At 59.8% G+C, this 26,046-nt stretch carries 29 protein-coding genes; 15 read left to right on the top strand and 14 right to left on the bottom strand.

The features are described from left to right. Positions 1-127: 127 nt before the first annotated feature. Entirely contained in the window at positions 128-538 is a 411-nt protein-coding gene (locus DKK66_RS15285) for a glycine zipper domain-containing protein (RefSeq protein ID WP_045845067.1), read from the bottom strand. 184 nt (positions 539-722) lie between these two features. On the opposite strand from DKK66_RS15285, the gene DKK66_RS15280 reads away from it, so the two are divergent. Further along, positions 723-1,730 carry a TrkA family potassium uptake protein gene (locus DKK66_RS15280; protein WP_239689398.1) on the top strand — a complete coding sequence of 336 codons (1,008 nt, stop codon included), beginning with the start codon at positions 723-725 and terminating at the stop codon, positions 1,728-1,730. A gap of 16 nt (positions 1,731-1,746) precedes the next feature. Here the strand turns inward: DKK66_RS15280 and DKK66_RS20540 are convergent, their stop codons facing one another. Continuing rightward, positions 1,747-3,324: an EAL domain-containing protein gene (locus tag DKK66_RS20540; RefSeq protein ID WP_242673505.1), complete on the bottom strand. Its 1,578-nt coding sequence runs from the start codon at positions 3,322-3,324 to the stop codon at positions 1,747-1,749. A gap of 342 nt (positions 3,325-3,666) precedes the next feature. After that, on the bottom strand, positions 3,667-3,978 hold the full coding sequence (locus DKK66_RS15270; RefSeq protein ID WP_045845068.1) for a pyrimidine/purine nucleoside phosphorylase: 312 nt from the start codon (positions 3,976-3,978) through the stop codon (positions 3,667-3,669). A gap of 131 nt (positions 3,979-4,109) precedes the next feature. On the opposite strand from DKK66_RS15270, the gene DKK66_RS15265 reads away from it, so the two are divergent. Beyond that, positions 4,110-4,709, top strand: coding sequence for a hypothetical protein (locus DKK66_RS15265; RefSeq protein WP_242673504.1), 600 nt, complete (start codon positions 4,110-4,112; stop codon positions 4,707-4,709). Here the strand turns inward: DKK66_RS15265 and DKK66_RS15260 are convergent, their stop codons facing one another. Next, positions 4,710-5,861 (bottom strand): HD-GYP domain-containing protein, encoded by a 1,152-nt coding sequence (locus DKK66_RS15260; RefSeq protein ID WP_045845070.1) that lies wholly within the window; start codon positions 5,859-5,861, stop codon positions 4,710-4,712. A gap of 166 nt (positions 5,862-6,027) precedes the next feature. Between DKK66_RS15260 and DKK66_RS15255 the strand changes: the two genes are divergently transcribed. Then, positions 6,028-6,873, top strand: coding sequence for a dienelactone hydrolase family protein (locus DKK66_RS15255; RefSeq protein WP_131359465.1), 846 nt, complete (start codon positions 6,028-6,030; stop codon positions 6,871-6,873). A 5-nt stretch (positions 6,874-6,878) separates the two neighbouring features. On the opposite strand, the gene DKK66_RS15250 is transcribed toward DKK66_RS15255, so the two are convergent. Then, positions 6,879-7,979 carry an HD-GYP domain-containing protein gene (locus DKK66_RS15250; RefSeq protein ID WP_131359463.1) on the bottom strand — a complete coding sequence of 367 codons (1,101 nt, stop codon included), beginning with the start codon at positions 7,977-7,979 and terminating at the stop codon, positions 6,879-6,881. Positions 7,980-8,116: 137 nt separating this feature from the next. Between DKK66_RS15250 and DKK66_RS15245 the strand changes: the two genes are divergently transcribed. The 4 genes from DKK66_RS15245 (at position 8,117) to DKK66_RS15230 (ending at position 10,656) form a co-directional block, all read left to right on the top strand. Then, a complete protein-coding gene (locus DKK66_RS15245) occupies positions 8,117-8,716 on the top strand; it encodes an HD family hydrolase (RefSeq protein WP_131359461.1) in 600 nt (199 codons plus the stop codon). Positions 8,717-8,961: 245 nt separating this feature from the next. Then, positions 8,962-9,165, top strand: coding sequence for a cold-shock protein (locus DKK66_RS15240; RefSeq protein ID WP_045845074.1), 204 nt, complete (start codon positions 8,962-8,964; stop codon positions 9,163-9,165). Between the two features lie 107 nt (positions 9,166-9,272). Next, positions 9,273-9,827 (top strand): DUF1415 domain-containing protein, encoded by a 555-nt coding sequence (locus DKK66_RS15235; RefSeq protein ID WP_045845075.1) that lies wholly within the window; start codon positions 9,273-9,275, stop codon positions 9,825-9,827. Between the two features lie 79 nt (positions 9,828-9,906). After that, positions 9,907-10,656, top strand: coding sequence for a hypothetical protein (locus DKK66_RS15230; protein ID WP_045845076.1), 750 nt, complete (start codon positions 9,907-9,909; stop codon positions 10,654-10,656). A 136-nt stretch (positions 10,657-10,792) separates the two neighbouring features. Here DKK66_RS15230 and DKK66_RS15225 read toward each other — a convergent pair whose 3' ends face one another. From DKK66_RS15225 to DKK66_RS20205, 5 genes are all read right to left on the bottom strand, one after another. Beyond that, entirely contained in the window at positions 10,793-11,368 is a 576-nt protein-coding gene (locus tag DKK66_RS15225; RefSeq protein WP_131359459.1) for a lysophospholipid acyltransferase family protein, read from the bottom strand. A gap of 173 nt (positions 11,369-11,541) precedes the next feature. Continuing rightward, positions 11,542-11,811, bottom strand: coding sequence for a hypothetical protein (locus DKK66_RS15220; protein WP_045845077.1), 270 nt, complete (start codon positions 11,809-11,811; stop codon positions 11,542-11,544). Between the two features lie 135 nt (positions 11,812-11,946). Then, a complete protein-coding gene (gene pflA, locus DKK66_RS15215; RefSeq protein ID WP_131359457.1) occupies positions 11,947-12,720 on the bottom strand; it encodes a pyruvate formate-lyase-activating protein in 774 nt (257 codons plus the stop codon). Between the two features lie 72 nt (positions 12,721-12,792). Next, positions 12,793-15,051: a formate C-acetyltransferase gene (gene pflB, locus DKK66_RS15210; RefSeq protein ID WP_131359455.1), complete on the bottom strand. Its 2,259-nt coding sequence runs from the start codon at positions 15,049-15,051 to the stop codon at positions 12,793-12,795. A gap of 187 nt (positions 15,052-15,238) precedes the next feature. After that, positions 15,239-15,400 (bottom strand): hypothetical protein, encoded by a 162-nt coding sequence (locus DKK66_RS20205; protein WP_165494188.1) that lies wholly within the window; start codon positions 15,398-15,400, stop codon positions 15,239-15,241. Positions 15,401-15,526: 126 nt separating this feature from the next. On the opposite strand from DKK66_RS20205, the gene DKK66_RS15205 reads away from it, so the two are divergent. Further along, positions 15,527-16,165, top strand: coding sequence for a hypothetical protein (locus DKK66_RS15205; protein ID WP_131359453.1), 639 nt, complete (start codon positions 15,527-15,529; stop codon positions 16,163-16,165). 15 nt (positions 16,166-16,180) lie between these two features. On the opposite strand, the gene DKK66_RS15200 is transcribed toward DKK66_RS15205, so the two are convergent. Further along, on the bottom strand, positions 16,181-16,729 hold the full coding sequence (locus DKK66_RS15200; RefSeq protein WP_131359451.1) for a hypothetical protein: 549 nt from the start codon (positions 16,727-16,729) through the stop codon (positions 16,181-16,183). Positions 16,730-16,917: 188 nt separating this feature from the next. Here DKK66_RS15200 and DKK66_RS15195 point away from each other — a divergent pair, with 188 nt between their 5' ends. From DKK66_RS15195 to msrB, 4 genes are all read left to right on the top strand, one after another. Next, the gene (locus DKK66_RS15195) at positions 16,918-18,084 is read left to right on the top strand and encodes a sorbosone dehydrogenase family protein (protein ID WP_131359449.1); all 1,167 of its coding nucleotides are present in this window, start codon (positions 16,918-16,920) and stop codon (positions 18,082-18,084) included. A gap of 69 nt (positions 18,085-18,153) precedes the next feature. Then, positions 18,154-19,521: a deoxyguanosinetriphosphate triphosphohydrolase gene (locus tag DKK66_RS15190; protein WP_131359447.1), complete on the top strand. Its 1,368-nt coding sequence runs from the start codon at positions 18,154-18,156 to the stop codon at positions 19,519-19,521. Positions 19,522-19,554: 33 nt separating this feature from the next. Further along, positions 19,555-20,190, top strand: coding sequence for a histidine phosphatase family protein (locus tag DKK66_RS15185; RefSeq protein WP_131359445.1), 636 nt, complete (start codon positions 19,555-19,557; stop codon positions 20,188-20,190). 63 nt (positions 20,191-20,253) lie between these two features. After that, the gene (gene msrB / locus DKK66_RS15180) at positions 20,254-20,652 is read left to right on the top strand and encodes a peptide-methionine (R)-S-oxide reductase MsrB (RefSeq protein ID WP_370302583.1); all 399 of its coding nucleotides are present in this window, start codon (positions 20,254-20,256) and stop codon (positions 20,650-20,652) included. Positions 20,653-20,660: 8 nt separating this feature from the next. Here msrB and DKK66_RS15175 read toward each other — a convergent pair whose 3' ends face one another. Further along, positions 20,661-21,851, bottom strand: a complete 1,191-nt coding sequence (locus DKK66_RS15175; protein ID WP_131359441.1) for a GGDEF domain-containing protein — start codon at positions 21,849-21,851, stop codon at positions 20,661-20,663. A 177-nt stretch (positions 21,852-22,028) separates the two neighbouring features. Here DKK66_RS15175 and DKK66_RS15170 point away from each other — a divergent pair, with 177 nt between their 5' ends. The 3 genes from DKK66_RS15170 to DKK66_RS15160 all read left to right on the top strand — a co-directional run bounded on the left by DKK66_RS15170 (position 22,029) and on the right by DKK66_RS15160 (position 23,586). Continuing rightward, positions 22,029-22,229 (top strand): hypothetical protein, encoded by a 201-nt coding sequence (locus DKK66_RS15170; RefSeq protein WP_131359439.1) that lies wholly within the window; start codon positions 22,029-22,031, stop codon positions 22,227-22,229. A gap of 222 nt (positions 22,230-22,451) precedes the next feature. Then, positions 22,452-23,159 (top strand): GTP cyclohydrolase I, encoded by a 708-nt coding sequence (gene folE / locus DKK66_RS15165; RefSeq protein ID WP_045845083.1) that lies wholly within the window; start codon positions 22,452-22,454, stop codon positions 23,157-23,159. 1 nt (position 23,160) lies between these two features. Then, positions 23,161-23,586, top strand: coding sequence for a BLUF domain-containing protein (locus DKK66_RS15160; RefSeq protein WP_131359437.1), 426 nt, complete (start codon positions 23,161-23,163; stop codon positions 23,584-23,586). Between the two features lie 19 nt (positions 23,587-23,605). Here DKK66_RS15160 and DKK66_RS20360 read toward each other — a convergent pair whose 3' ends face one another. Both DKK66_RS20360 and DKK66_RS15150 read right to left on the bottom strand, forming a co-directional pair. Next, a complete protein-coding gene (locus DKK66_RS20360) occupies positions 23,606-24,949 on the bottom strand; it encodes an ATP-binding protein (RefSeq protein WP_131359435.1) in 1,344 nt (447 codons plus the stop codon). 1 nt (position 24,950) lies between these two features. Beyond that, entirely contained in the window at positions 24,951-25,637 is a 687-nt protein-coding gene (locus tag DKK66_RS15150; RefSeq protein WP_045845086.1) for a response regulator transcription factor, read from the bottom strand. Between the last annotated feature and the right edge of the window lie 409 nt (positions 25,638-26,046).

Genomic DNA, 26,046 nt, shown 5'->3' with positions numbered 1-26,046 from the left:
AATGACTGCACTTTCGCCCTGGTCCGTGCTGGCAACAATGGAAAAAGCCCCGAAAACTCGGGGCTTTTTCCGAAAACCAGTATTGCAAGAAGGCAGAGCAACTTGGGACTTGGTCCAGCGCTCACCATCAGTCACGCCAGTGCTCATCACCACGCCAACCACGATCATGCCAGCCGTGATCACGCCATTCACGCTCATGCCAATGGCGCTCGCGTGCGCGCCAGTCATCATGCCAGTAAGCGGCGGGCGGCGGGCCGTAGCGCACCGGTGCCACATAGGCCACCGGCTGATACACCACCGGTGCCGGCGGCGGCGCACGGAAACGGCGCTCTTCATCACGCTGGTAGGCCAGGGCCGTGCCTACGCTACCACCCACGGCACTACCGATAATGGCCCCATTACGGCCACCGATGGACTGGCCAACGGCGGCACCGACCGCACCACCCACGGCACCACCCAGAATGGCAGAGGCATCGGCATGAGCCAGTGAGCTGATAGACAGCGCCAGCAGCGCCGGAACAAGGATTCGGGATTTCATGACTGGACCTCCAGTGCGTTGATACACACTCAGCTTATCCAGCCGCAGGTAACGGCGTGTAAAACAGTGTGAAGAAGCTTTGCAAAATCACCAGTCCGACAACTTTGCTCACATCTGGGCCAGGCGGTAAACATGCCCGGTTCCGCATCACATCGCACAGCCGCAACCATGCCAAACAGCTATAATGCGCATTTTCCGGCTGCACCCCACCATCATGCGTCACAGCTTCCCGCGTAAAATGCTGTTCCTGAGCAGCCTGGTCTTTGCCGCCCTGCTGTTTGGCACTTCCGGCTACATGCTGATCGAGGACTGGAGCTTTTCCGACAGCCTGTTCATGACGGTGATTACCCTGGCCACCATCGGCTATGGCGAAACGCACAACCTCTCACTGGAAGGCCGTTACTTCACCATCGCGCTGATCGTGTTCGGCACCGGTGTGGTGGGTTATGGCATTTCCTCGCTCACCCTGATGCTGTTTCAGGGCGACCTGCCGCTTTATCTGAGACGAAAGAAAATGGAAAAACTGATTGCCCGCATGCAGGGCCACACCATTATTTGCGGCCTCAGCCATACCGGCCGTTATGCGCTGGAAGAACTGCTCAGCACCCAGCACCAGATCGTGGTGATAGAGCGGGACGAAGCCAATACCGGCATGCTGCAGGAGCTGGACGTGCCATTTATTGTTGGCGATGCGGCAGAAGACGAAAACCTGTGCGCCGCAGGCATCACCCGCGCGCACGCGCTGATTTCCTGTCTGAGTGCCGATGCAGAAAACGCCTTCGTGGTGGTGACGGCCAAAAGCCTGAACAACAAGATTCTGGCCGTGGCCAAGGCAGAGAATGAAAGTTCGCGCAAGAAGCTGCTGGCCGTGGGGGCCGACAATGTAGTGATTCCATCCCACCTTGGTGGCATGAACATGGCCAATATCGTGGCCCACCCGGAAACCCTGCACTTCTTTGAACATCTGCACCACCGCTACCCGAATCAGTTCCGCGCGCAGGTGCATGTGCTGGACGAACGCTGGGAAGGCCTGCCGCTGGAGCGCTTCCTGAAAGAGGGCTTCGATGGCAAGGCCATGGTGATTGCACTGGAACGCAGCCCGGGCGAGGTGGAATTCTCGCCCGGCCCGGAAATCATCATGCACAGTGGGGAATCATTGCTGCTGATCAGCACGCAGAACCCGGCCAGCTAAGCGCGCAGCGCAGGGTTCAGTGCGTGCCGTTGGCTGCGGCAGCGGCCTCACGCGCAGCAGCCGCTGAACGGTCCTGGGTAATGCCGGAATACAGCCATTGGCGGAAATGGTTCAGCGTCATCGGCTTGCCGAAATAAAATCCCTGCAACAACTGGAAACCCTTTACCGACAGGTAGTTCTGCTGCCCCTGGGTTTCCACGCCCTTCACGATCACCTGCACACCCAGCTGGCGCGAGGTGAGCAGCAAGCCATCCAGGATATTGGCCTTGAAACTGTCCTTGCCCAAGGCCGAGACATAGCCCTTTTCTACTTTCAGGTAATCAAAACTCCAGCGCCGCAGGTAATTGCGGTCGGCATGCCCCAGGCCAAAATCATCCAGCGCCAGCTTCACCCCCAACTGGCGCAAGTCCTGCACCACGCGGTGTGTGACCTGGTGCTCGGGCAAGGGAAAGCGCTCGGAAACCTCCAGCACCAGCACAGCCTTCTTCTCGCGCAATACCGCCAGCAGCAGTTTGCAGTCTTCAACCAGGTCCGGCATGCCAAGGTGCTCGGCGGCGATATTCACCCCCACCATGAAACCCGGTGGCAGCGCCACCGGCTTGAGCTCCTTGCTGACCCGGCGTAGCAGGTAGCGCGTCAGCGGCACGATCATGCCGGCATCTTCCGCCGCCGGGATGAACAGATCGGACCGCACCGCCCCTTGCACCGGATGACGCCAGCGCGCCAGCACCTCCACCCCGACACACTCGCCCGATTCGGCGGTGACAATCGGCTGGTAGTGGGTAAAGAATTCGCGATTGCGTATGCCCTGGGCAATCTCCCAGGAACTGGTGTTGCGTGCCAGCTTGCGCCGCATCAGCGCCCAACCGAGCACCACCCCGGCAGCCAGGGCCAGCAGCATGGTATCCAGCCGGTGCAGCAAGGAGCGCTGCAACACCGTCCCCCAGCCTTCCTGCACCACCACATCCAGCGCGCCACCGGACAGGCTTTGCCGATGCAGCAAGCCGCTATCCGGCACTGCGCCCACCTCGGCCACGCCATCTGCGAGGCTCAGGTATTGCGTGCCCCACACCAGCCCCACCTGCACCCCGCGGGTCCGGGTTTGCAGTTGCTCCAGCAGCGGCACGGCATTCAATTCCAGCACACTGTGACCATTGGCATGATGTGTCAGCACCAGGCCGTAGCCGCCACCCGGCACCTGTTGCAGCGACAGTGGCTGGGCGGGTACTGCCTCGGTACGGGATGGATTCGCGCTGCAACGGCGACCATCCGCCCATTCACGCATGGCATGGCGGGCATGCGGCACGGATTGCACAATGGCGGCCAGCCCTGCCGACGCTGCCATGCAGCCGGCTTCTGCAGGAATGCCATCCATGCGTGTCAGCGCCATCTCACCTTGCGTCAGCTGCAATTCCAGCTGGCGTGCCGCGGATTCGGCCTGCCACTGCAGCTCGGATTTCTCCTGCACGATGGTTGCCAGCAATGCCAGCAGCCAGCCCGACAACAGGCACAGCGACACCGCGACGGTGTAAATCACCGCCGGTCTGGCAGACAAAACATGGCGCGACCACCACACACTCACCCGCTTAAGCATTCAATTAATCCAGTCACCATACTGTTTACGCCCGGGCAGGCAGCACACATACCTGCCGTGCCGTTGCCCTGCTTAATAGTCATCATAGCTGCTAATCCCCCTAACCCAAGGCAGGAAGGCGGCAAGGATACCCGCGGAAGCCATGCCGGGAAAGCCTGTTTTGCCTGCATGGACGGCCGGCAAATAATGACAAACGCAAAGCGCAGTGTAACGCAGGAAAGAAGGCCTGTAGTGCATCTCGTACAATTCGCGCGCCAGATCACCTGCTCACACAGTCCGCACCGACAGGCCAGAATGCAAAAACCCGGCAGCGCCGGGTTCGGGATGATGCGGTCGGCCAGATCAGCCGTAGTGACAAACGTAGTGCAGGGTTTCCAGCACTTCAATCTGGAAAGAGCTGTCAGCCGGCACATTGAAGCTTTGACCGCCTTCGTAGCTGATGGCCTCGTTGCTACCTGCCAGCGTGATGCGGCACTTGCCTTCCAGCAGTTCCATGATTTCCGGCGCAGCGGTATTGAACAGCAGCTTGGACGGCAGAATCACCCCGACCGACTTGCTGGTGCCATCTGCCAGCGTGATACTGTGGCTGACACACTTGCCATCAAAGTAAACATTGGCGCGCTTGGCGACGCTGACGTTTTCAAACTGATCCATGATCATCCTTTGTGTGTGTTTTTGTTATCAACAATAAATTGATCGGCTAGGATACCGGATTCCTGTCTGGCGGCAAGATGCAAACCGCCAACTTTACACTTACCGAGCCAACCGATCCGGAGTGGACACTCATGAGCATTCTCCAGCGCGGCAGCATGCTGCTGGCAGCCATCATGCTAAGCGCCTGCACCACCATGGCAGACCGCCTGCAAGGCAGCATTACGCCGCCTCCCGGCTATGGCTACATCATTGTTTCCCTTACAGCCAAGGCTTTCGACCAAGACTCGGCCAATGTCGGCCTGCATATTCTGGACAGCAAGGGCGACATGGTGGCCAATGGCCGGGCGAGCATGAATACCGATACGGTTTTTGGTGAGGAAGGCATGAGCCCGGTGGATGGCAAGCTGTTGTTGCTTGCCCTGCCACCCGGCCACTACCAGGCATCCGACGCCTGGGGAAACTGGATAGAAGAATTAGGCTGGGGCAGCCAGTGGCGCTCGGTCACCCTGCCCATCCATGCCGGCTTTGACGTCACGGCAGGAAGCAGCACCTATCTGGGGGAAGTGTTTCTGGACCTGTCGATGCGGCCGGAACTCCGGCTGAGCAATCAGCAAAAACGTGACTTCGGCCACATGCGTCGGGTATGGAAGGTAAACAATCTGTCCGACATCCAGATCAAGCCGCTGCAAAAAGACTCCGCCTTGCCGGCAGCGTCGGCTGCCAGCCATTGACTACCCCAAACGTGAGGTCCACAAGCGGGTGAGATAAGCCGGTTTCACTGCTGCGGTGGCCGCGGCCACCGGCTCCACCACCCGGTAGGCGGGTTGGCGACTGTCCCGTAGCAGGACATCGGCGTAAGGCGGGCCATCCACCTTGCGCAATGCTGCCACGCGCGGCTGGTTTGCCTTTTCCCCGCTATGGGTCACCACACCGATCTCATGGCTGGCCAGCCGGACAAAACTGCCCGGCGGATAAATCCCCATTTCCTTGATCAGCAAGGACACCAGTGCCGGCGGAAACTGCCCCAGCTCGCCGCGAAACAGGCTGGCCATCACCTGGGACGGCAACAGCGCGGCATCGCTGTAAAACTGCTCGCACAGCAAGTCCACCAGCCCCAGCAAGCGGGCATCCGGGTGGATTTCATCCGCATGCAAACCGGCCGGATAACCCTGCCCGTCGTCCTGCTCGTGATGGGTTTGCACCAGCAGGTGCCAATGCTCATCCGTCACGCCAGCCTCGCGCAAAATGGCAGAGCCCAATACCGGGTGGGCCACCATTTCCTCCTGCTGCGGCAAGCTCATGGGCTGACGCTGGCTGGCCAGCTGGTTCAGCAACTGGCTGATTGCCACATTCATCGACAGGCCGGCACCTACCAGGCTTTTCAGCCTTGCCGGCTCCATGCCCTGCCGTCGCCCCAGCAGCGCCAGCAAGGTCGCCACCCGGAAGCTGTGCGACTTGACCGGCAGCAGAAACAGTGACGCCAGCATGCCATCGCGAAAACGCTGGGTCAGTTGTATCAGCTCTTCAGCCATGTCCTCCAGCCTGCCAGCGAGCCCCGGCACGGCTAAGCCGTGCAACAGCACCGCTTCCAGCCGTCCGGCCATGAACCCTGCCTCCACCAGCGGGTTTTTCGGACTGCTGGCCGCGGCTTCGCGTTCACGCTGGGCGGCGCGGTCCAGCCGCTCCCGCTCCAGGCGCACCGCCACCTCTTCCACATCGCCATGCGCCACGTCCATCAGGCGTTCGCGCTGCTCGGGGGTCAGGACGTAATGACCCTTCTTCAGCAGCAAAAAGCCGTTCTTGGCATAAACATCTACCGGGACTTGCTCACCCACACGCAAAAAACGGCCGGGCAGCTTGATTCTGGAAGGAGGCTGGGACATGGTGATGACTGGAAACACGAATCTGGACTACAGTTTAGTCAAATAGCCGCCGACACGCCGACAATGCGCACGCCAAAGCAACTGGAGAGCGGCATTGTCGCCAAGCCCGTCACAAACCTCAAGCCCCGGGTGCCACCTCGGCACCCCACTCCGGAGGCAGCACTCCATGCATCGCTTTGACCCACCGCGTCGCAATTTTCTCAAAGAGGCACTGGCAACCGGTTTTGCCCTGGCCGTACAGCCGATATCCGCCGCCAGCATCATCACGGACAGCCACGATCTGGATACCGGGCTGGCCGGCATTGCACTGGATGACGGCATACTGCCGGCCTATTTTGCCAAGCCACGTGTACAGTCAGGCAAGCTGCCGGTGATGCTGGTGGTTCAGGAAATATTTGGCGTGCACGAGCATATTCGCGATATCTGCCGCCGCCTGGCCAAACTGGGTTATCTCGCCATTGCGCCAGAGCTTTACTTCCGCCAGGGCAATCCGGCCGAAGCCAGCGACATCCCCACCATCATCAATACCATTGTCAGCAAGGTGGCAGATGCGCAGGTGCTGCAGGATCTGGACGCCACGCTCGCCTGGGCAAACCTGCATGGGGGCGATGCCAAACATGCAGCCATCACCGGTTTTTGCTGGGGCGGACGCATTACCTGGCTGTACGCCAGCCATAACCCGGATCTGAAAGCCGGGATTGCCTGGTATGGCAAGCTGACAGGCGAGCACGGCCCGCTGACGCCCAGTCAGCCGGTGGATATCGCCGCGAGCTTGAAAGTACCGGTGCTTGGACTGTACGGCGGCAAGGATGGCAGCATTCCACAGGACAGCGTCAACAGCATGCGCCAGGCACTGGGCCAGGGACACAGCCATTCGGAAATCGTGGTTTACCCCGATGCCGGACATGCCTTCAATGCCGATTACCGGCCGTCCTACAATGCTGCCGCCGCGCAGGACGGCTGGCAGCGCATGCTGGACTGGCTGGCCAGTCACGACATGAAGACGCGTTGAACCGCTTATTGCGCAGCCTGCTCCAGCATGCGGCGCAGTACCTGATTGAAAGGATCAAGCCAGGCCCGCTCGAACTGATCGTCCGCTGCGTTCAGTTCGGCGGCAGCACGCAGCATGGAACGGCGCTGACCGCGGTGGGCGTGCTTGAGCATCACCGCTTCGAATGCATCCACCAAGGCCAGAATGCGTGCCCCCTGGCAGATTTCGCCCGCGACCAGGCCATAGGGATAGCCTTCTCCATCCGGTGTTTCATGGTGCTGCATCACCATCAAGGCAGCCTCCTCCCAGCCCGGCATGCGGCCCAACAGACCAGCCACCCAGGCCGGGTGCAGCACCATCAGCCGCCGTTCGTTGTCGCTGATGCTGCCGGTTTTCAGCCATAACGCTTCGGGCAGGAACATCATGCCTACATCGTGCATGTAGATGGCCGCCTCCAGCTGCTCGGCATCCACCCAGTTGCCCGCCTGTCGATTCACCTCCAGCGCCAGCCTGAGATTGCGTTCGGTCCGGCCGACGAATTCCGGCATGCGCTGCTCCAGCTGCAAGGCCAGGGTACGAAACAGCAGCATGTCCTGCTGCCGCGTCAATACCTTGCTGGCACCGGATGCAGTAGCCGCAGGGGCCTCGCTCTTGCCCTGTGCGCCCACCATCGCCGCCACCAGGCGCGCGCAGCTGGCCGTGACGGAAGGCGCCGGCAAGGTTTCCAGCGAACGCAAGGCTTCCAGCAGGGTTTGCATCTGCACCCGGTCCACCTGTCGCGCACTGGCGATCTGCCCCATCACCAGCTCCAGCCGGTCCAGCACCAGCAATAACACATCGCCCATCACTTCCTGATACACCAGCTCGCCGCTGCGCAAACGCGCCAGCAGCCCCTCCAGCGCGTGAGCATAGGGCACGACAAACATCACCCGGCACAAACCGGCATCCCCCTTGATGGTGTGCATCAGGCGGAACAAATCGCCAATCAGCGTGGCCGACTGCGGGTTCTGCCCCAACTGGGTGGCCAGGCTTTCAATCTGGGGGGCATAGTCGGACAACACATCGCGGAAATCCTGAAAGCCTTCCGCGTCCTCCCGCACAAATTCCAATTGCGCTTCATCACTCATGACGTGCTCGCTGTATGGCCTGATGTCATTGCACTATAAATCATTCATTTGCAGGAAGTGCCTGCAAATCCTTGCCCCCGGACAAACGTGGCGGCGTATCATGAGCCCTTTCCCAAACCAACACGAAACCCCTTGCCGTGACTACCCCGTTCAGCATCTTGCAAAAACAGATCGACTTCATTCTGGAAATCGACAAGCTCAAATCAGTCTTGCGCAAGACCAAGCCGGTGGGGCTGGATCGCTATGAAAACTCTGCCGAACACAGCTGGCAGGTTGCCTTGCTCGCGCTCACCATGGCGGAACATGCACCGGTGAAGCTGGACCTGGACAAGGTCATCCGCATGTTGCTGATCCACGACCTGGGCGAAATCGATACCGGTGATGTGATTGTCTACGCCGCCACCGACAATGCCGAGCGCGAAGCCGAAGAACTGGCAGCCATGCGCCGTATCTGCGGCTTGCTGCCAGAACCGCAGGCTGCCGGGCTGGTGGAGCTGTGGCAGGAGTTCGAAGCGCGCCAGAGCGCCGAAGCCCGCTTTGCCCGGGCAATGGACCGGCTGATGCCCATCCTGCTCAACCTGAACCGTCAAGGCCAGAGCTGGCGTGAAAACGGGGTCAGCAAGCAACAAGTGGTGTCCATGGCAGCCAGCAAGGTCAGCGATGGCTGCCCGCTGGCCGGCGAATGGCTGTTGCAGGCACTGGACCGGGCAGAAGCGCAAGGGTTTTTCGGCGCCTGAGACAGTACCATGCCGACGAAAACCATTTCCAAAACAATGTCTTTGGCATGACCGGCTTGGTGGACAGGGTCAGGATGTGCAGAAAATGCTTGCCAACCCGCACAACAATGGGCAGTATGCCTGCCTGCAGGATGCTCAAGTTGTGGATGTGTAGTTGTCGTAGTGGCATTTAGTCCGTACCTCAGTCGCCATTTCCCTTGAACTTCATGCGTTTTATCAACTTGCTCGTTTTGAGGATAAACAAAATGGCAACCGGTACCGTTAAGTGGTTCAACGACTCCAAAGGTTTTGGCTTCATCACTCCGGATGAAGGTGGCGATGACGTATTCGCTCACTTCTCCCAGATCAATGCCAAAGGCTTCCGCACCCTGGCCGAAAACCAGCGCGTAAGCTTCGACATCGTCGATGGCCCGAAAGGCAAACAAGCCTCCAACATCCAGCCGCTGTAATCTTTTTTAAAGATTACCCGCTGATAAAAACCCGGACTCGTCCGGGTTTTTTTGCTTTTGCGGCAGCCTGCCGCCCCCCATACCCCTTGCCCTGCGGAATCAGCACCATGCAAACGCCAAGCCACGAAGAAGCCATTGCCAGCACCCGCCTATGGCTGGAAAAAGCCGTCATCGGCCTGAATCTCTGTCCTTTTGCCAAGTCGGTTTACGTCAAGAACCAGGTTCGTATCGTTGTCAGCGATGCCACCGAACCGGCTCAACTGGCAGAAGAACTGGCGCGTGAACTGCAGTTGCTGGCCGAAACCAGCCCGGAAGAAACCGACACCACCCTGCTGATTCATCCTTATGTGCTGCAGCGCTTTCTGGATTTCAACGAGTTTCAGGACATCGCCGACGCCATTGTGGCCGAGCTCGATCTGGACGGCGTGTTGCAGGTAGCCAGCTTTCATCCCAAGTTCCAGTTTGAAGGCACCGGCATCAACGACATCAGCAACTATACCAACCGCTCGCCCTGGCCTACCCTGCACCTGATTCGCGAAGCCAGTATCGATCGTGCGGTGGAAGCCTTCCCGGAAGCGGAAGCCATCTTCGAGAAGAACATCGACACCGTCACCCAACTGGGTGTGGATGGCTGGCAGGCACTGTTTGCCACCAAATCCTGAAGCCGACAATTCTTGCCTGACATCAGGCAACAGGGTAAAACAAGGCCTCATCCCCGCTTAATGCAAGGCATGCCCCACCATGCAGATGCTGCGTTTTACCCTGCCCTTGCTGGCCGGCTTGCTACTGACCGCATGCAGTAGCGAGCCAATCAAAAAGCCGGTAAAGGGTGAAGATTTCAACTCGGCAGAACTGGGCCAGACAGCCAGCAACCGCATGGCCAACCTGGCCATGCGCGACAATCTGGCCAGCCTGCAAACCTTGCTGGACAAACTCTACCGGCGCAACCCCGCCCAGTGGCGCAAAGGTGGCCATGACAGCCGCGAGACGGCCGTGCGCCAGATCATGCAGGCTATCCGGCTGAATCAGCCCTTGCCGCAACTAGGCAAAGTACGTTCCACTGCCGCACTCACCACCGCATTTGACCCGCAATTCGCTGGCGACCGCGCCGGCACCCTGGTGTTTGGTCTGGGCAGCATGCTGGTGGATGTCTACGGTGGCCGCACCGAGCTGTACCTGGTCCATGGCCTGAATGCCCAGCAGCTGGAGAACGCTGCCTACAACGTGGAGGTGGCAGCCTGGCTGCTTGGACACCGTCAAAATGCCGATGGCAGCCCGATGCTGCTGGCCAATGAAATCAACCCGCAACAGCGCAATCTGTCGTTCGAACGGGAAATGTCCAAGATCATGGCCAGACTGGAGCTGCTTGCCGAAGTGTCCGATGAGAAAGTCCGTCGCAGCGCCATCGATTTTGGCCAATCCCTGCTGGCCGCACCGCTGCTGCAATTCATCCCGGTACAGGCCGCCACATCGGCAGTCCCCGCGCCCTGAATACCCCAGATGCAAAAAGCCCGCGGCAATCTGCCAGCGGGCTCTTTTTTGTATGTCGCGGTACTTGGCGCGACTAAGCACAGCGCAATATCCCTGGGGCAAGGCACAACGCCGCAACAGGACTTTTGAGCGGCGCTTATTGCTGATCCGGATACTTGCCGGTCTTGTCCTGATAAAACGCGCGTATCCTGGGCATGTCCGCCTCGATATCACCGCAGGGATAAAACACCGGACCAAAACCGCACTCCTTGCGGGCATAGTCCATATAGGCCAGCACCACCGGCACCTGTGCGCCACAGGCAATGTGATAAAAGCCGGTTTTCCATTCCTTTACCCGCTGGCGGGTTCCTTCCGGCGGAATGGCCACTACCAGCTTGTCGGAGCGCTGGTAAACCTCCACCATCTGCTGCACCAGCGAGTTGCTGCGACTGCGCCGCACCGGAATGCCACCCAACCAGCGCATGATCGGCCCCATCGGCCCCCAGAACAGCGTGTGCTTTCCCATCCAGTACAGCTTGGCGCGCAGGGCAAAGCAAACGCCCAGCGTCAGCGGGAAATCCCAGTTGCTGGTATGCGGTGCGGCAATCAGTACATATTTGGGCAGATCGGGAAATTGTCCTGCAATGCGCCAGCCGCGCAGACGCAACAGAAAAATGGACAAGGCGCGCATCAGGTCGCGCAGGATTGGCGTGTCGAAAATGGTGTAGTGCATGAATCCGGCAAGCGGCAGCACCACATGCAGGACGGCCGGCAGGCCTCCTGTCAGAGGCCTGCCTTGACGATGGAAAAAGCGGACTGTACCGGATATGACCAAACGGGTAAATCACTATCACGCAAGCAGTTACCCGTCAGGCAGATGACAGGGCTGGCTGCCATTTGCAGGTATCAACCGCGCTGGAGGATTTCCTTCAGGTCTTTTTGCACATCCCAGTAAGTGACATCTGCATCGTAAACCCCCAGGCAAGTGGGTTTGGCGAGATATCGCTGGGCATTGCGGCTATCCATGGAGCAGAACAACAAGCGTTCTTTCTCCCAGATCACGATGCACTGGCCTTTTTTGGAAAGGCGGTCAATCAGGGTGCTGATCTGCTCGCTGATCACCCGTGCCGATAGATTGCTGGCTGGCTTGCCAGGTTTGGACAGTTCTGTTTTCATCTCTTCGGACAATCTTTTCAGGGTTGTTCAATGACGACTCACCCGACGTATTATCCTCAGCGCCAAAACAATACCTATCAGAAGTTTCGGAAAGATAGCCAGAACCTTTAACCGAAACACTGCCCTACCCCGTATTCAACAAACCGTCAGCCCACGTGCCGCGAAAACCGTCCGCGCTGCGTCCACTGCCGCAGCCGTAGGTGTTGGCGTCGCCGCCAGCGGATAATGCAGCCCGAGCTGCGTCCACTTGTCAGCCCCCATCTGATGAAAGGGCAGCACTTCCACACGTTGCACGATGCTGCCAAGACTGGCTGTGTAATCTGCCAGGCGGGCGATATCATCAGCACCATCTGTAAGCCCCGGCACCAGTACATATCGCAGCCATATCGGCTTGCCCAGCCGTTTCAGGCGCTGGGCAAAATCCAGCGTCGGCTGCAAGGCCTGGCCGGTAATTTCCAGATAGCGCTGCGGGTCGCTGTGCTTGATGTCCAGCAACACCAGATCGACCTGGTCAAACCAGGCATCATCCACATTGGCATGCAAAAAGCCCTGGGTATCCAGCGCGGTATGCAGGCCGTAGCGCTGCTTGATGGCGGTGAATAGCGCACCGACGAATTCCGCCTGCATCAGCGGCTCGCCACCGGATACAGTCACGCCTCCGGCAAATTTGAGAAAGCCGGCATAAGGGGCAATTTCCGCCACTGCCTGCTCCATCGTCAGCTGGCGACCGGCATGCAGCTTCCAGGTATCCGGGTTGTGGCAGTACTGGCAGCGAAACTGGCAGCCGGACATGAAATAGACAAAGCGCATGCCCGGCCCGTCCACTCCGGCACCGCTTTCGGTGGAGTGGACGTAGCCGGTCAACTCCCCCTGACTGAGCGGGGCATGCACCACATGCTGCTGGGTCATGAATACTCCTGATGAAAAAACCGCCCGTCAGCATCTGCCAGCGGGCGGGTGGATGGACAAACCGTGACGGGCTTACAGGCTGCCGTGGAAGGTACGGTTGATCACATCCAGTTGCTGTTCACGCGTCAGTTTGACGAAGTTCACCGCATAGCCGGACACGCGGATGGTGAGCTGCGGGTACAGCTCCGGGTGCTCCATCGCGTCCAGCAGGGTTTCACGGCGGAACACGTTCACATTCACATGGAAACCGCCGGCAGCGGCAAAACCATCCAGACAATGCGACAGATTGGCAACGCGGTCCTCTACGGTATGGCCCAGTGCATCCGGCGTGGCCGATGCCGTCCAGCTGATGCCATCCAGCGCCGCGGCATAGGGTAGCTTGGCCACCGAGGCTCCGGCCGCAACAAAGCCATGCACGTCCCGACCGTTCATCGGATTGGCGCCCGGCGCAAACGGCTCGCCAGCACGACGCCCGCACGGGGTGTTACCGGTTTTCTTGCCATACACCACATTGGAGGTGATGGTGAGCACCGACTGGGTGGGCGTGGCATTACGGTAGAAATACGGCTGGGCCTTGATCTTGTTCATGAAGGTTTCAGTCAGCCACACCGCCATGCTGTCCACCCGGTCATCGTTATTGCCATAGGCCGGGTAGTCGCCCTCAATGCGGTAGTCCACCGCCAGGCCGTCTTCATTGCGGATGACATGTACGCGCGCATGCTTGATGGCCGACAGCGAATCCGCTGCCACCGACAGCCCGGCAATACCGCAGGCCATGGTGCGCAGGATGTCACGGTCGTGCAGCGCCATCTCGATACGCTCGTAAGCGTATTTGTCGTGCATGTAATGAATGCAGTTGAGCGCCTTCACGTAAGTGGCGGCCAGCCAGTCCATCATCTTGTCGAACCTGGCCATCACCGTGTCAAAGTCCAGCACATCATCGGTAATCGGCTCGAAGCCATGGGCCACCACGGCACCGCTCTTTTCATCGCGACCACCGTTGATGGCATACAGCATGGCCTTGGCCAGGTTGGCGCGGGCACCAAAGAACTGCATCTGCTTGCCGATACGCATGGCCGACACACAGCAGGCAATGCCGTAATCGTCGCCCCAGTAAGGCCGCATCAGATCGTCGTTTTCGTACTGGATGGAGCTGGTGTCGATGGACACCTTGGCGCAGAAGTCCTTGAAACCCTGCGGCAATGCGGTAGACCACAATACGGTAAGGTTGGGCTCTGGCGCCGGCCCCAGGTTGTACAGGGTATTGAGGAAGCGGAAGCTGTTCTTGCTGACCAGTGTGCGGCCATCCTCGCCCATGCCGCCAATGGATTCGGTCACCCAGGTGGGGTCGCCGGAGAACAGCTGGTCGTATTCCGGGGTGCGCAGGAAGCGCACGATGCGCAGCTTGATCACCAGATCATCAATCAGCTCCTGCGCCTGTGCTTCGGTCAGTACACCGGCGGCCAGATCGCGCTCGATATAGATGTCGAGGAAGGTGGCAATGCGGCCCAGCGACATGGCGGCACCGTTCTGCTCCTTCACCGCAGCCAGATAGGCAAAGTAGGTCCATTGCACGGCTTCGCGCGCATTCACCGCCGGACGGCTGATGTCATAACCGTACTTGGCCGCCATTTCGCGCAGCTCGTCCAGTGCACGGAATTGTTCGGACAGTTCTTCACGCTGACGCAGCACGTCTTCGGTGAAGACGGCGCTGTCCAGTTCGTGGAAGGCTTGCTGGCGTTCCCTGCGCAGGAAATCGGTACCGTACAGGGCGACACGGCGATAGTCGCCGATGATGCGGCCACGGCCATAGGCATCCGGCAGACCGGTGATGATGCCGGATTTACGCGCGGCCAGAATTTCCGGGGTATAGGTATCGAACACACCCTGGTTATGGCTCTTGCGGTATTTGCTCCAGACTTCCTTGATTACCGGGTCCAGGGTAAAGCCATAGGCAGCCAGCCCTGCTTCCACCATGCGCAAACCACCGTTTGGCATGATGGCGCGCTTGAGCGGGGCATCGGTTTGCAGGCCGACAATCAGTTCCAGCTTGGGATCGATATAGCCCGCATCGTGAGCGGTAATGGAAGTGCCACGGTCAGCCGACACATCCAGCACGCCCTTTTCCCGCTCCTGTTTCAGCAACTCGCCCAGCGCAGCCCACAAGGCCTGGGTACGCTCGGTAGCGCCAGCCAGGAACGTGGCATCGCCAGCATACGGTTGGTAATTGAGCTGAATGAAGTTGCGTACATCGACGCGGTTTTGCCAGTCACCGGCGGCAAAACTCCGCCAAGGGTCTGCCTGTACGGCTTGTTGAGCAATCGATTCCATGACTATCTCCTGAGTTGAAGCCCGAAATGTTCTCTATGGAAACAATACTACATTCGATATCGAAAACAAGAGCTTGATGCAGATCAAACCAGGACCGCACAAAGCACCCTGACTGGCCAACAGGGAAAATCCAGCTCCTGCCTGAACGGCAAGGTATCAGCCAACGCACACACAGACCTGTTGATAATCAACACCATAGCAGCAAAACAGGCAAAGTGCCTGCCTTGCCGCCGCCCCTGCCGTCTTTTGCCGCCAAAGCCACAAGCACCGGCAGCAACCGCAAAGCGTCCCCGTGCACAGAATAAGGCCACTGCACAATGAACAGGCCAGAATGTTCGATTTCAAACATTCATGTTTTTCATAGTGAATGTTACTCACAGATGATGCACAAGGACAAATGTAGTATTACTACAGTCAAAAAGGAACTCTTGCCGCCCCAGACACTCTGCCATGGTTCACAGCACCAGGAGCCATCATGATCCCGCACAGAAAAGTCATGGCCATGACAGGACTTTGCCTGCTGACCGCCTGCAGCCAGCAACAAAGCGAACAGGCACAGCAAGCGGCCTCAGCCGCCATCGGCGCAGCCCACAATAGCCTGCAAGCCAGCAGCGCACCGCTTGCCGCACTGCGCCAGCAGGCAAGCAATGTGACGGCAGAAGCCAAGCAGCACGCTGCAACACTGCTCACGGAGAACCCGGCACTGGGCAATGCCGTGGCCATCCTGAAACAGGCGTCAGACAAGGTGGATGCCAAGCAACAATGGCAGGCGCTGGAAAACAAGACAGGAAAGTACCCGGCCGACATCGGCCTGTACCAGACCGGCGTGGTGGCGGAGGCGTTGCGGCAACTGCTGGGCAGCAAATTTGCCGTGTTCCAGCAGAATATGCAAGTCAGCGGCCCGCTAAGCCGGGATCAACTGCTCTATGTCAGCGGCAACAAGCCGCACGAAGGCGGCCGCGAGATGGCCTACCTGCTGCTGGACCCAGCCAGCAGGCAGCTGGAAGTCGGCCTCATCGAACAAGGAAAACTGACGGTGTATCGAAGCGGCCCGGCCCTGTATCGCCCGGCGGAAATCACCACCATGCTGAGCAATATCGATGGTCAGCCCTGACAACGACCGGCAGTGCTAGCGCGCCAGCCCGCGGGGCCACAGTCGGCCGGTGTCCTGCATATACTGGCGATAGGCATCACCCAGCCACTGTAGCAACAGGCCCTCCTCCCGCCTTACACTGCGCCCATAGCTGAACAGCAGGGCAAGCACACCGCCACTGCCCGCCAAGCCATCCTGCACCAGCAGGAACTGGGCCAGCGCCGCCAGCCACAGAGCCGCATACAGCGGATGGCGAATACGCTGATAAACCCCGCCCGGCCATGGCTTGCGCTGTGCATTACCCGACAGCACATCAAGCTGACTACGCCAGAACAGCCAGCATGCATACGCCAGCATCAGGCAGCCCACCGGTCCGGCCAGTGGTGACAGTGCCAGCGAAAACCGGTGCGGCCAGCCCGGGAGCGAGGCCAGCAAAGGCAGGATCACCATGCCAAGCAGCACAGGCCAGCGCAGGATGCACTGCCCCACCAGCAGGTGACTGCTACGCCGCAGCAATGGCCGGTATGCAAACCGCGTCAGCACCATTACCCCCACTCCGCATAGCTGAACGATTGCCCACGACATGACATCACCTCACTCACTTGTTAATGACAATCATTATCATTTACATGCACAATCATCGCAAGAAGATTTTATGGAATCAAGTCCCCACACCCCCAGGCTGATCGCACGGCAAGGGCGACTTTGCGACAGGCTCTTGCTATTGTTGCTGGCAGCATCCGGCTTGTGCCCTTGCGTCCCGGAGAAAACCCATGCATGTCCGTCACCTGCTTATCCTTGCCTGCCTGATGCTGCCCCTGTCGGCGCAAGCTGCCGAACGCTGCCCTCAGGCTGCCCCACCCGGCATGCACGTCCTGCCCGGCCTGTGCGCCGAAATCATTGCCAGCGGCCTGAAAATGCCGCGTGGACTTGCCATCCTGCCGGATGGCAAGCTGCTGCTGACCGAAATGACACGCTGGGATGCCCCGCACGGCCGGCTGCTGCAACTGGAAGCCAGGAACGGCAGCTGGCAGCAGACTGTGCTGCTAAAAGGCCTGGACCGTCCGCACGGCGTGGTGCAAGGACCGGATGGCAAGATTTACGTGGGCGAAGTGGGACGCATCATCCGCTTTGACCTGGCAACGCCACAACAACGTGAAACCGTCATCAGCCTGCCACTGCGTCAGCGTCATCCGCTCACTACCTTTGCCCTGGCTACCAACGGCGATCTCTACGTCAATATCGGCAGCTCATCCGACAATTGCGAAACCGCATCGCCAGCCGAGCAGGCAAGCGGACGCTGCCCCGAGAGTGAGCACGACCGGGCCGGCGTGGTGTGGCGCTATCACATCGATAACAATGGCAAGGTCAGCGATCTGGGCGTATTCGCCCGTGGCCTGCGCAACAGCATGGCACTGGGCGTGCATCCGCGCAGTGGCATCCTGCTGCAGGCAGAAAACAGCCGCGACGCCATCCAGCTGAAACTGCAGTTGCCCAACGACAATGAACTGCCACACGACGAGCTGAATCTGCTGCAAGCCGGCAAGCACTATGGCTGGCCCTTTTGCTACGACAAACAGGTGGCGGCACCGGAGTTTCCCGCTTACGACTGCAGTCAAACCACTCCCCCCTACCGCCTGTTACCCGCACATGCCGCTCCATTGGGACTGACCTGGTGGCTGGGGCCCAAGGCCGCGCCACGTTTTGCCGGCTGGCTGATTGTCGGCTTTCATGGCTATCGCCAGCATGGCCACCGCCTGATGGCCTACCCGACCGACCGCCAAGGCCTGCCCACCAGCCAGGGTCTGGAACTGATCAGCAACTGGAAAGACAGCAAAGGCCCCGGCGGCCCGGTTGAAATCCGCGCCGGGGCCGACGGCGCACTCTACATGACCGAAGACCGCCACGGCCAGTTGATCCGCCTGTATGCACGGCCCTGAACGGCAAGCTGCTTTTCCCCGGGCGGCAAAGCCCATATCATCGCTACATCCAACCTGCCACGGCCTGCCATGACCCAGCACCAGCAACAACAATGGACTGCCCTGCTCTCCACCCAGCGCTTCAAGGTGGTACAAGGGGAAATCAAACCTACCCGTACCCCGGCTACCGATGAAGGCAGCGCAGGCTTGCGCAGCGACTTTCATATCGACCACGACCGGGTGGTGTTTTCCAGCGCCTTCCGCCGTCTGGGCCGCAAGACCCAGGTGCACCCGCTGGCCCAGAACGACCACACCCACAACCGGCTGACGCACAGCGTGGAAGTGGCCAGCGTGGGCCGCAGCCTGGGTAACCGGGTGGGGGTGATGATGCAGCACGCCGGGGTCATGCCGCCCGGTTACAGCCCCTTCGATATTGGCGCGGTGGTTCAGGTGGCCTGCCTGGCGCACGACATCGGCAACCCGCCGTTTGGTCATACCGGCGAAGATGCGCTGCGCGACTGGTTCCGCGATGCGCGCAACGCGCATTTCCTCACCACACTGGATGCCGCCCAGCTGCGCGACGTACAAACCTACGAAGGCAATGCCCACGGCCTGCGCATGCTGGCCACACTGGAGATGTACAGCCACGAAGGCGGCATGCGCCTGACTGCCGCGGCACTGGGTGCGCTGATCAAGTATCCGTGGACATCAGATGCACCCAAGGCGCTTGTGCGCGACAAGTTCAACATCTATCGCACCGAACTGCCCTACTTCGAGCGCATTGCCACCGAGCTGCAATTACCGCGCAAGGGAGAACTGGAGTGGAGCCGCCATCCGCTGTCTTACCTGATGGAAGCGGCCGATGACATTTGCTATGCCATTCTTGACCTGGAAGATGCAGTCGAAATCGGCATTCTGGATGTACGGGAATTCGAAGGCCTGTTCGCCCGCTTTACCGAATACGAAAAGGTGTGGAACCTGCACGACGTGAAGCAGAAATGCGCCACCTTGCGCGGCATTGCCATTGGCCGCTGCGTGGCCGAAGTGGCGCAAAAATTCATGCTGCACCACAACGCATTGCTGGCCGGGGAATTCCCGGCCAAGGACCTGATCAACCTGACGGATGCCGAGGTGCAGGAAGCGCTGATTCAGGCCAAGGAGCTGGCCAGCAACAAGGTGTACCGCCACCGCACCAAACTGGTGACCGAACTGGCGTCCTACCCCTGTGTCGCCACCATTCTGGATGTGCTGGTGCCAGCGGTACATGCCTATATCACCCGTGGCGCAGAACAGCTGACACCGCGTCAGCACCTGGCCATGGGGCTGCTGGAGCAACACATCAAGCCAGAAGACAGCCTGTATCAGGCCTACATGAAAGTACTGGATTTTGTTGGCGGCATGACCGACAACTACGCCGCCAACCTGGCACGCGAAATCTCCGGTGTCGGCATTCTGTAATTTCCACCACCGCTCAACCATCCGGACACCCACATGCCCACCACCCGCTTTTGCCTGATCCGCCACGGTGAAACCGACTGGAACCGCGAGCGCCGCCTGCAAGGCCATCTGGATATCCCGCTCAATTCCCGCGGCCTGCAGCAGGCCGAACAGCTGGCCCACGCACTGGCGCAGCAACAGCTGGAATTCAGTGCGCTGCATGTCAGCGAACTCACCCGCGCCCGCCAGACCGCCAGCGCCATCAGCCGTCGGCTCGGCCTGCCATTGCAAACCCATGCCGCACTGAAAGAACGGCATTACGGTGCTTTTCAGGGACATACTTTCGAAGAAGCACGACAGCACATCCCCCACGTCTACCGGCTGCATCAGGAGCGGGATGTCCACTTCGACCTGCAAGGTGGTGAAAGCCTGCACGGCTTTCAGCAGCGCATCATGCAATACATGCAGCAACTGGCGGAACACTATGCGGGAAAGCAGATTCTGGTAGTAAGCCATGGCGGCGTGCTGGAAATGGTGCACCGTACCGCCAGCGGCAAGGGCCTGAGCGGCGCCCGCGACTTTCCCATTCCGAATGCCGCACTCAACTGGATTCGCTATCGGGACGGCGAGTGGGAAATTGAAAAATGGGCAGACCAGTCCCATCTGGACAGCAGTCTGGACGAGCTGTAAGCCCGGCACTGACAGATTGCCCCTCCAGCCGCGACAAATACAAAAACCACCCGAGGAATGATCATGGACAAGCCAAGCTCCATCAGCGACGCCGACTGGCGCGCCCGGCTCAGCCCGGAACAATACCGCGTTGCCCGTCAGGGCGGCACCGAACGCCCGTTCAGCGGCGAACATTACCTGCGCACCGAGCGCGGCGATTACCATTGCATTTGCTGTGGCAGCCTGCTGTTTCACTCGGATACCAAGTTTGATGCAGGCTGCGGCTGGCCCAGTTTCTGGGCGGAAGCTGCCGGCGAACGCATCAAGCGCCTGCGCGACACCTCGCACGGCATGATCCGGGTGGAAGTGCGCTGCGCCAACTGCGACGCCCACCTGGGCCATGTATTCCCGGACGGACCGGAACCCACCGGTGAACGTTACTGCATCAACTCAGTTTGCCTGAGCTTCAAGCCTGCCGATTGAGAGCCTAGTCAGGCCAGCGCCGTGTTTGAAACAGCGCTCTGGCTGATTTGCACCCGGTTGCGACCGGTGTTTTTGGCTTGATAAAGCGCCTGGTCGGCCCGGCGGCATAGCTGATCGAAGCTTTCGCCCCCCTGCCAGACAGCCACACCGATACTGATGCTGTAGCGACACTCACCAAACCGGCTGCTCACCGGCCGCTGCTGGGCATGCAGACGCAGCCGCTCTGCAACCAGCCAGGCAGCTTCAATTGGAGTATCCGGCAGCAGGACGGCAAACTCCTCCCCCCCCAGCCGTCCCAGTGCATCATGGCTGCGCAAGTGTCCGCGCACCATCTCGGCAAAAGCACACAGCACTTCGTCACCTGCAGCATGGCCAAAGGTGTCATTGATGCTCTTGAAGTGGTCCAGGTCGATCAGCAGCAACACCAGTGGCCGGCGGCTAGCCGCTGCTTGCAGGATCAATTGCTGACCGGTGGTAAACAGATGCTTGCGTGACAGCGCACCGGTCATGAAATCACGATTGGCCGCATCTTCGGCTTGCGTTTGCAGCGACTCATGCAGCATCAACACCGCCGCCATGGACAGGGCCGGCATGATGGCGGCTCCCAGGCACAGCAGGATGATGTTCCAGCCACTGGCCAGCATGATGCTGGTAGGCACCGGATGCAGTTGGTAAAAATAGATGGCACGCACGACCTGCGTCACCGCCAGCAGGCAGGACAGGCCAGTGAGCAAACGATAATGGACACTGCGGCGGTGACCGCGATAATGCGACACCATCAACCATGCCGTTGCCAGGCACACCAACGCGGCATAAATGGAAATGGCCATTACCCGCATCGGCAAGCTATCCTGGGCATAGCGCCAGTAAGTCACACCCAGCACTTGCAGAATCGCCCCGCCAAGCAACAGGCGCCAGCGCGGCGGCCGCCCCAGGAAAGAGGCGCAGCCGGCATAGTACATGGCCAGGGACAAGGCCTGAACGCCATTGGCCACTACAATGGAAATGCTGTCTGGCACCATGCCGCGCAAGCCAAGCAAAGGCAGATAGATGACAACCGCACAATTGGCCACCAGCCACTGCCAGACCCCGGGCAGGCCGCTACGCCGCAGCGAAGCAAACGCCATGCACAGCGCCATGCTCAGCAATTCGGTGGTCAGGAAGATCGGTGCCAGCACCAGTGTGGGGTCGATAGTCATCAAATGGATTAGTGTGCCAACATCTGCCGCCCTGGTGGCACGGGACGCCGCCGAAGCAGGATACAATCCAGCTTTATACCAAAAATGACAGCTGACAGCAGCATTTAAAACAAATATTCACATTCAGACGGCATGCGGGCACAATCCGTACAACACATGCCACGTGCAGGCCATGCCATGCCCCTGACAGCAGATTCAGCAAGCAAACGCGTCCATTGCCTGGATTGCCAGCACTACCATATCAGCCATGATGTCCGCTTTCCTTACGCCTGCCGCGCACTGAAGATCAAGAGCAAGCGCCAGCCCTGCCAGGATGTGCTGGAGGCTTCCGGCCAGCCCTGCCTGTACCGGCAACAGAAAACCGCCAGCAAGCCTTGAAAGGTGACGTCTACGTCTCCATTTGACTATGCTGATTCCGGTTTTCCTTTTCCCTGCCCTTGCTGCGCATTACCATGCATGACCAAGGAAGATCACCGGCAGCAAACCTGCGCCGTTTGCCACATACATCACGGATTAACAGCGGCTGGTGCCGGGCCCATCCGACTACCACAGTCGGTACCGGGACCGTGCCAGCCATCTAAGATAAAGGCCAAAGCCACCATGAGCAAAACGGATTCCAACGCCAACACCCCAGACAGCGTTTCTTCCCGCATACGCTATCGTTTGCAGAATGCCGGCGTGCGCTTTCACGCCAACGACAATATTGCCGACTTCATCAAGGACGATGAGCTGGACCTGCTGCAACAGGAAGTGGCAGAGAAAATGCAGGGCGTGCTGGAAAGCCTGGTAATTGACACGGTAAACGACCACAACACGCAGGACACCGCCCGTCGCGTGGCCAAGATGTTCGTGCGTGAAGTGTTTCGCGGTCGCTATGTGGCCAGCCCGCCCAATACCGAATTCCCGAATATCGAACAGCTCAACGAGCTGATGATTGTCGGCCCCATCACCGTGCGCAGTGCCTGCTCGCATCACCTGTGCCCCATCATGGGCCGGGTATGGGTGGGGGTGATGCCGAACGAACACTCCAATCTGATCGGCCTGTCCAAATACGCCCGCCTGATTGACTGGGTGATGACCCGCCCGCAAATCCAGGAAGAAGCAGTGATGCAGATTGCCGACCTGCTGATGGACAAGCTGCAACCGGATGGCCTGGCCATTGTCATGGAAGCGGATCACTTCTGCATGCACTGGCGTGGCGTGAAGGACAACAACTCCAAGATGACCAACAGCGTGATGCGCGGCTCCTTCCTGCGCGACGCCAATCTGCGCCGGGAATTCCTGTCGCTGATGCACAGAGGAAACTGACATGCTCGTTCGCCTGATTTATGCCAGCCGCAGTGCCACCCCCATCACCAGTGAACTGGTACGACAGATTCTGGATGCTGCACACCAGCACAATACCGAACGCGGCATTACCGGTGTGCTGTGTTATGGGGACGGTGTGTTCGTACAGGCACTGGAAGGCGGGCGTGCCGAAGTGAACGCCCTGTACCAGCATATTTGCCGCGACAACCGGCATCACGATGTTACGCTGCTGACCTACGAAGAAATCGACCAGCGCGAATTTGCCTGCTGGTCGATGGCTCAGGCACCGCTGGACAAGAAAAATGCCGCCTTGCTGCTGCGGCATTCATCCAGCCCGGTGCTGGACCCCTTCCGCCTCAGCGGCCAGACCACCAGCCGTTTGCTGAGCGAACTGGGCAACTCCGGCGGACTCCGCTCCAAAGGCTGATCCGCAACAGGTAGCGGACCTAACAGTCCGCTACTGCCAGCGGCAGGGTGATGCTGACACACAGCCCGCCCTGCGGCAGATTACTGGCGAGAATCCTGCCCTGATGGGTGTGCACGATACGTTGCGCCATGGCCAGGCCCAGGCCGTAGCCTCCCGGCTGACTGTTTTGCTCGCTGCGGAAAAAAGGCTCGAAGATGGTTTCCAGTTCGTGCTCCGGCACACCAGGGCCACAGTCACTCACCTCAATGCTGACCTCGTTTTCTGTCCGTCTCACCGCCAGCGACACCGCACTACCCTTGCGCGTATGGTGAATGGCGTTGCGGATGACATTCTCCAGCGCACGGGACAGCAATTCCGGCTGCATCATCACCTCGGCCATATCACTTTGCAGCAGCACGATGCTGCAATCGTTGGCCTGCGCCTCGAACTCGGCATCCGGAATCAATTCTTCCAGCACAAAGTCGAGCGGCAACCGTTCCGGCGGGTGCTGCGCGCCCTCGGCATCCAGCCTGGCCAATGCCAGCACCTCGCCCACCAGGGTATCCATGCGGCCGGATTCGCGCTCGATGCGCCCCAGCCATGTTTCCAGTTGATCCGGCTGCTGGCGCGCCAGATCAATGGCGGCATTCAGCCTGGCCAGCGGCGAGCGCAATTCGTGCGAAACATCATGAAACAGGCGACGCTGACCGATGATCAGCTGCTTGAGCCGCTTGGCCAGACTGTCAAAATCACGGCCCAGATCGGCCAGCTCGTCACGCCGCCCCCCCATCTTGCCTGCCAGATTGACATCCATCTCGCCCTTGGCCACCGACTGGAACGCTTCACTCATCAGGTGAATCGGCTTGGACAGATAACGCGCCAGAATGGCACCAAACAGCAAACTGGCCAGCAAGGCTGCGAAAATCGGTACCAATGGCACTGGACCAGGCTCTTCCGGTGGCCGTCCCGGCATGCCAGGTGGCTGGCCGGGACGGCCTTCAGGCGGCGGCCCCGGTGGCAACAACACCAGCCGGTAGTGCGTGCCATCGGCCAGGCTGACTTCCCTTGCCGGACGATGATTGAACAGTTCCGGCCCAGGCGCGGCGCGCCCCAGCAATTCATGCCCCTGATCATCCAGAATGTACAGATAATCACGGCCACGCGATTTCATGCCCTCCAGCTGCTGGCGCAAGCCGGCAGGGCCTTCATGACGCAGCAAGGCGGCGGCCATGTCCAGCACCGTCCCGTCCATCGGGTGATGCTGTTCAATGGCCGCCGCCGTTTCGCTGCGATGCTTGAACCAGAAAACCGCCCCCACGCCGACCACGGTGCAGATTTGCGCCAGCCATAGTATGAGGAACAACTTCCAGAACAAGCGTCCCATCTCAGGCCTTGATGAACTGGTAACCGCGGCGGACCACGGTCTGGATGCAGATACGGCCCGGCGCAACCCGCGCCAGCTTCTGGCGAATGCTGCTCATGTGCACGTCGACACTGCGGTCGAAGCGTGCCAGCGGCCGTCCCAAGGCCTGCTTGGACAGGATATCCTTGCCGACCGGCTGGCCGGCATTGCGCACCAGCAACTCCAGCAAGCTGTATTCGGTGCTGGTGAGTTCCAGCACGGTGTCACCCCATTGCGCCCGGCGCTCGCCCGGCCACATGGTGAGGGGGCCTTCACGCAGCATGTCTATTTCGTGCGCAGGCTGTGCCTGATTGCCGATGCGGCGCAGGATGGCACGTATGCGGGCCAGCAGTTCGCGCGGTGTGCAGGGCTTGGGGACATAGTCATCTGCGCCCAATTCCAGGCCCAGCACCCGGTCGGTGTCGTCGCCACGGGCGGTGAGCATCAGGATGGGCAGCATGCTGTGCTCGCGCACCCGGCGCAGCACCTCCACGCCGCTGATGCCGGGCATCATCACGTCCAGCACCATCAGGTCAAACTGCCCTGACAGCGCCTGCACCACGGCACTGGTGCCATCGCTCACCTTGTGCACCTCACACGCCTCACGCTCCAGATAGCTACCCAGCATGTCGGCCAACTCAATATCGTCATCCACCAGCAGTATTCGCATTTTCCATCCTGATTATTCTGTCGCCCCCCTCTCCCGGAGGCTTTCGGCAGACATGATCCACATCACGACACGGCGCGGGTGAAGTTTTACCGCCATTTACACCGCTTGATGGCGCTTTACGCCGGGCTAACCGTTATTAACAGAACAAGCGCGCATCATGCATGACGGTAGCCGCTTGCTTGCCCTGCCCGGGTCCCTCTCTCATCTGCGGCGGCTACCACCCTTTGCAGCGGCAGAATTTGCCTGCCTGCCGGACAAAAACGCCGGCAAGTCACTGTAAGCCATGGATTCCGGTCATCTCTGCAGCACGCTGCCCAGGCGGTGGCGGCAATTATTTCCGCCACTACCACCAGGAAAACAGCGCAATCAGGCGCAACCTTAGCAGAATGCCGGCGCTTTTCCGCACGCC

It is taken from the genome of Aquitalea sp. USM4 (assembly GCF_004328945.1).
GTDB lineage: Bacteria > Pseudomonadota > Gammaproteobacteria > Burkholderiales > Chromobacteriaceae > Aquitalea > Aquitalea pelogenes.
The sequence above is the reverse complement of the archived record's forward strand: the minus strand, read 5'-3'. Positions and strand labels throughout refer to the sequence as shown.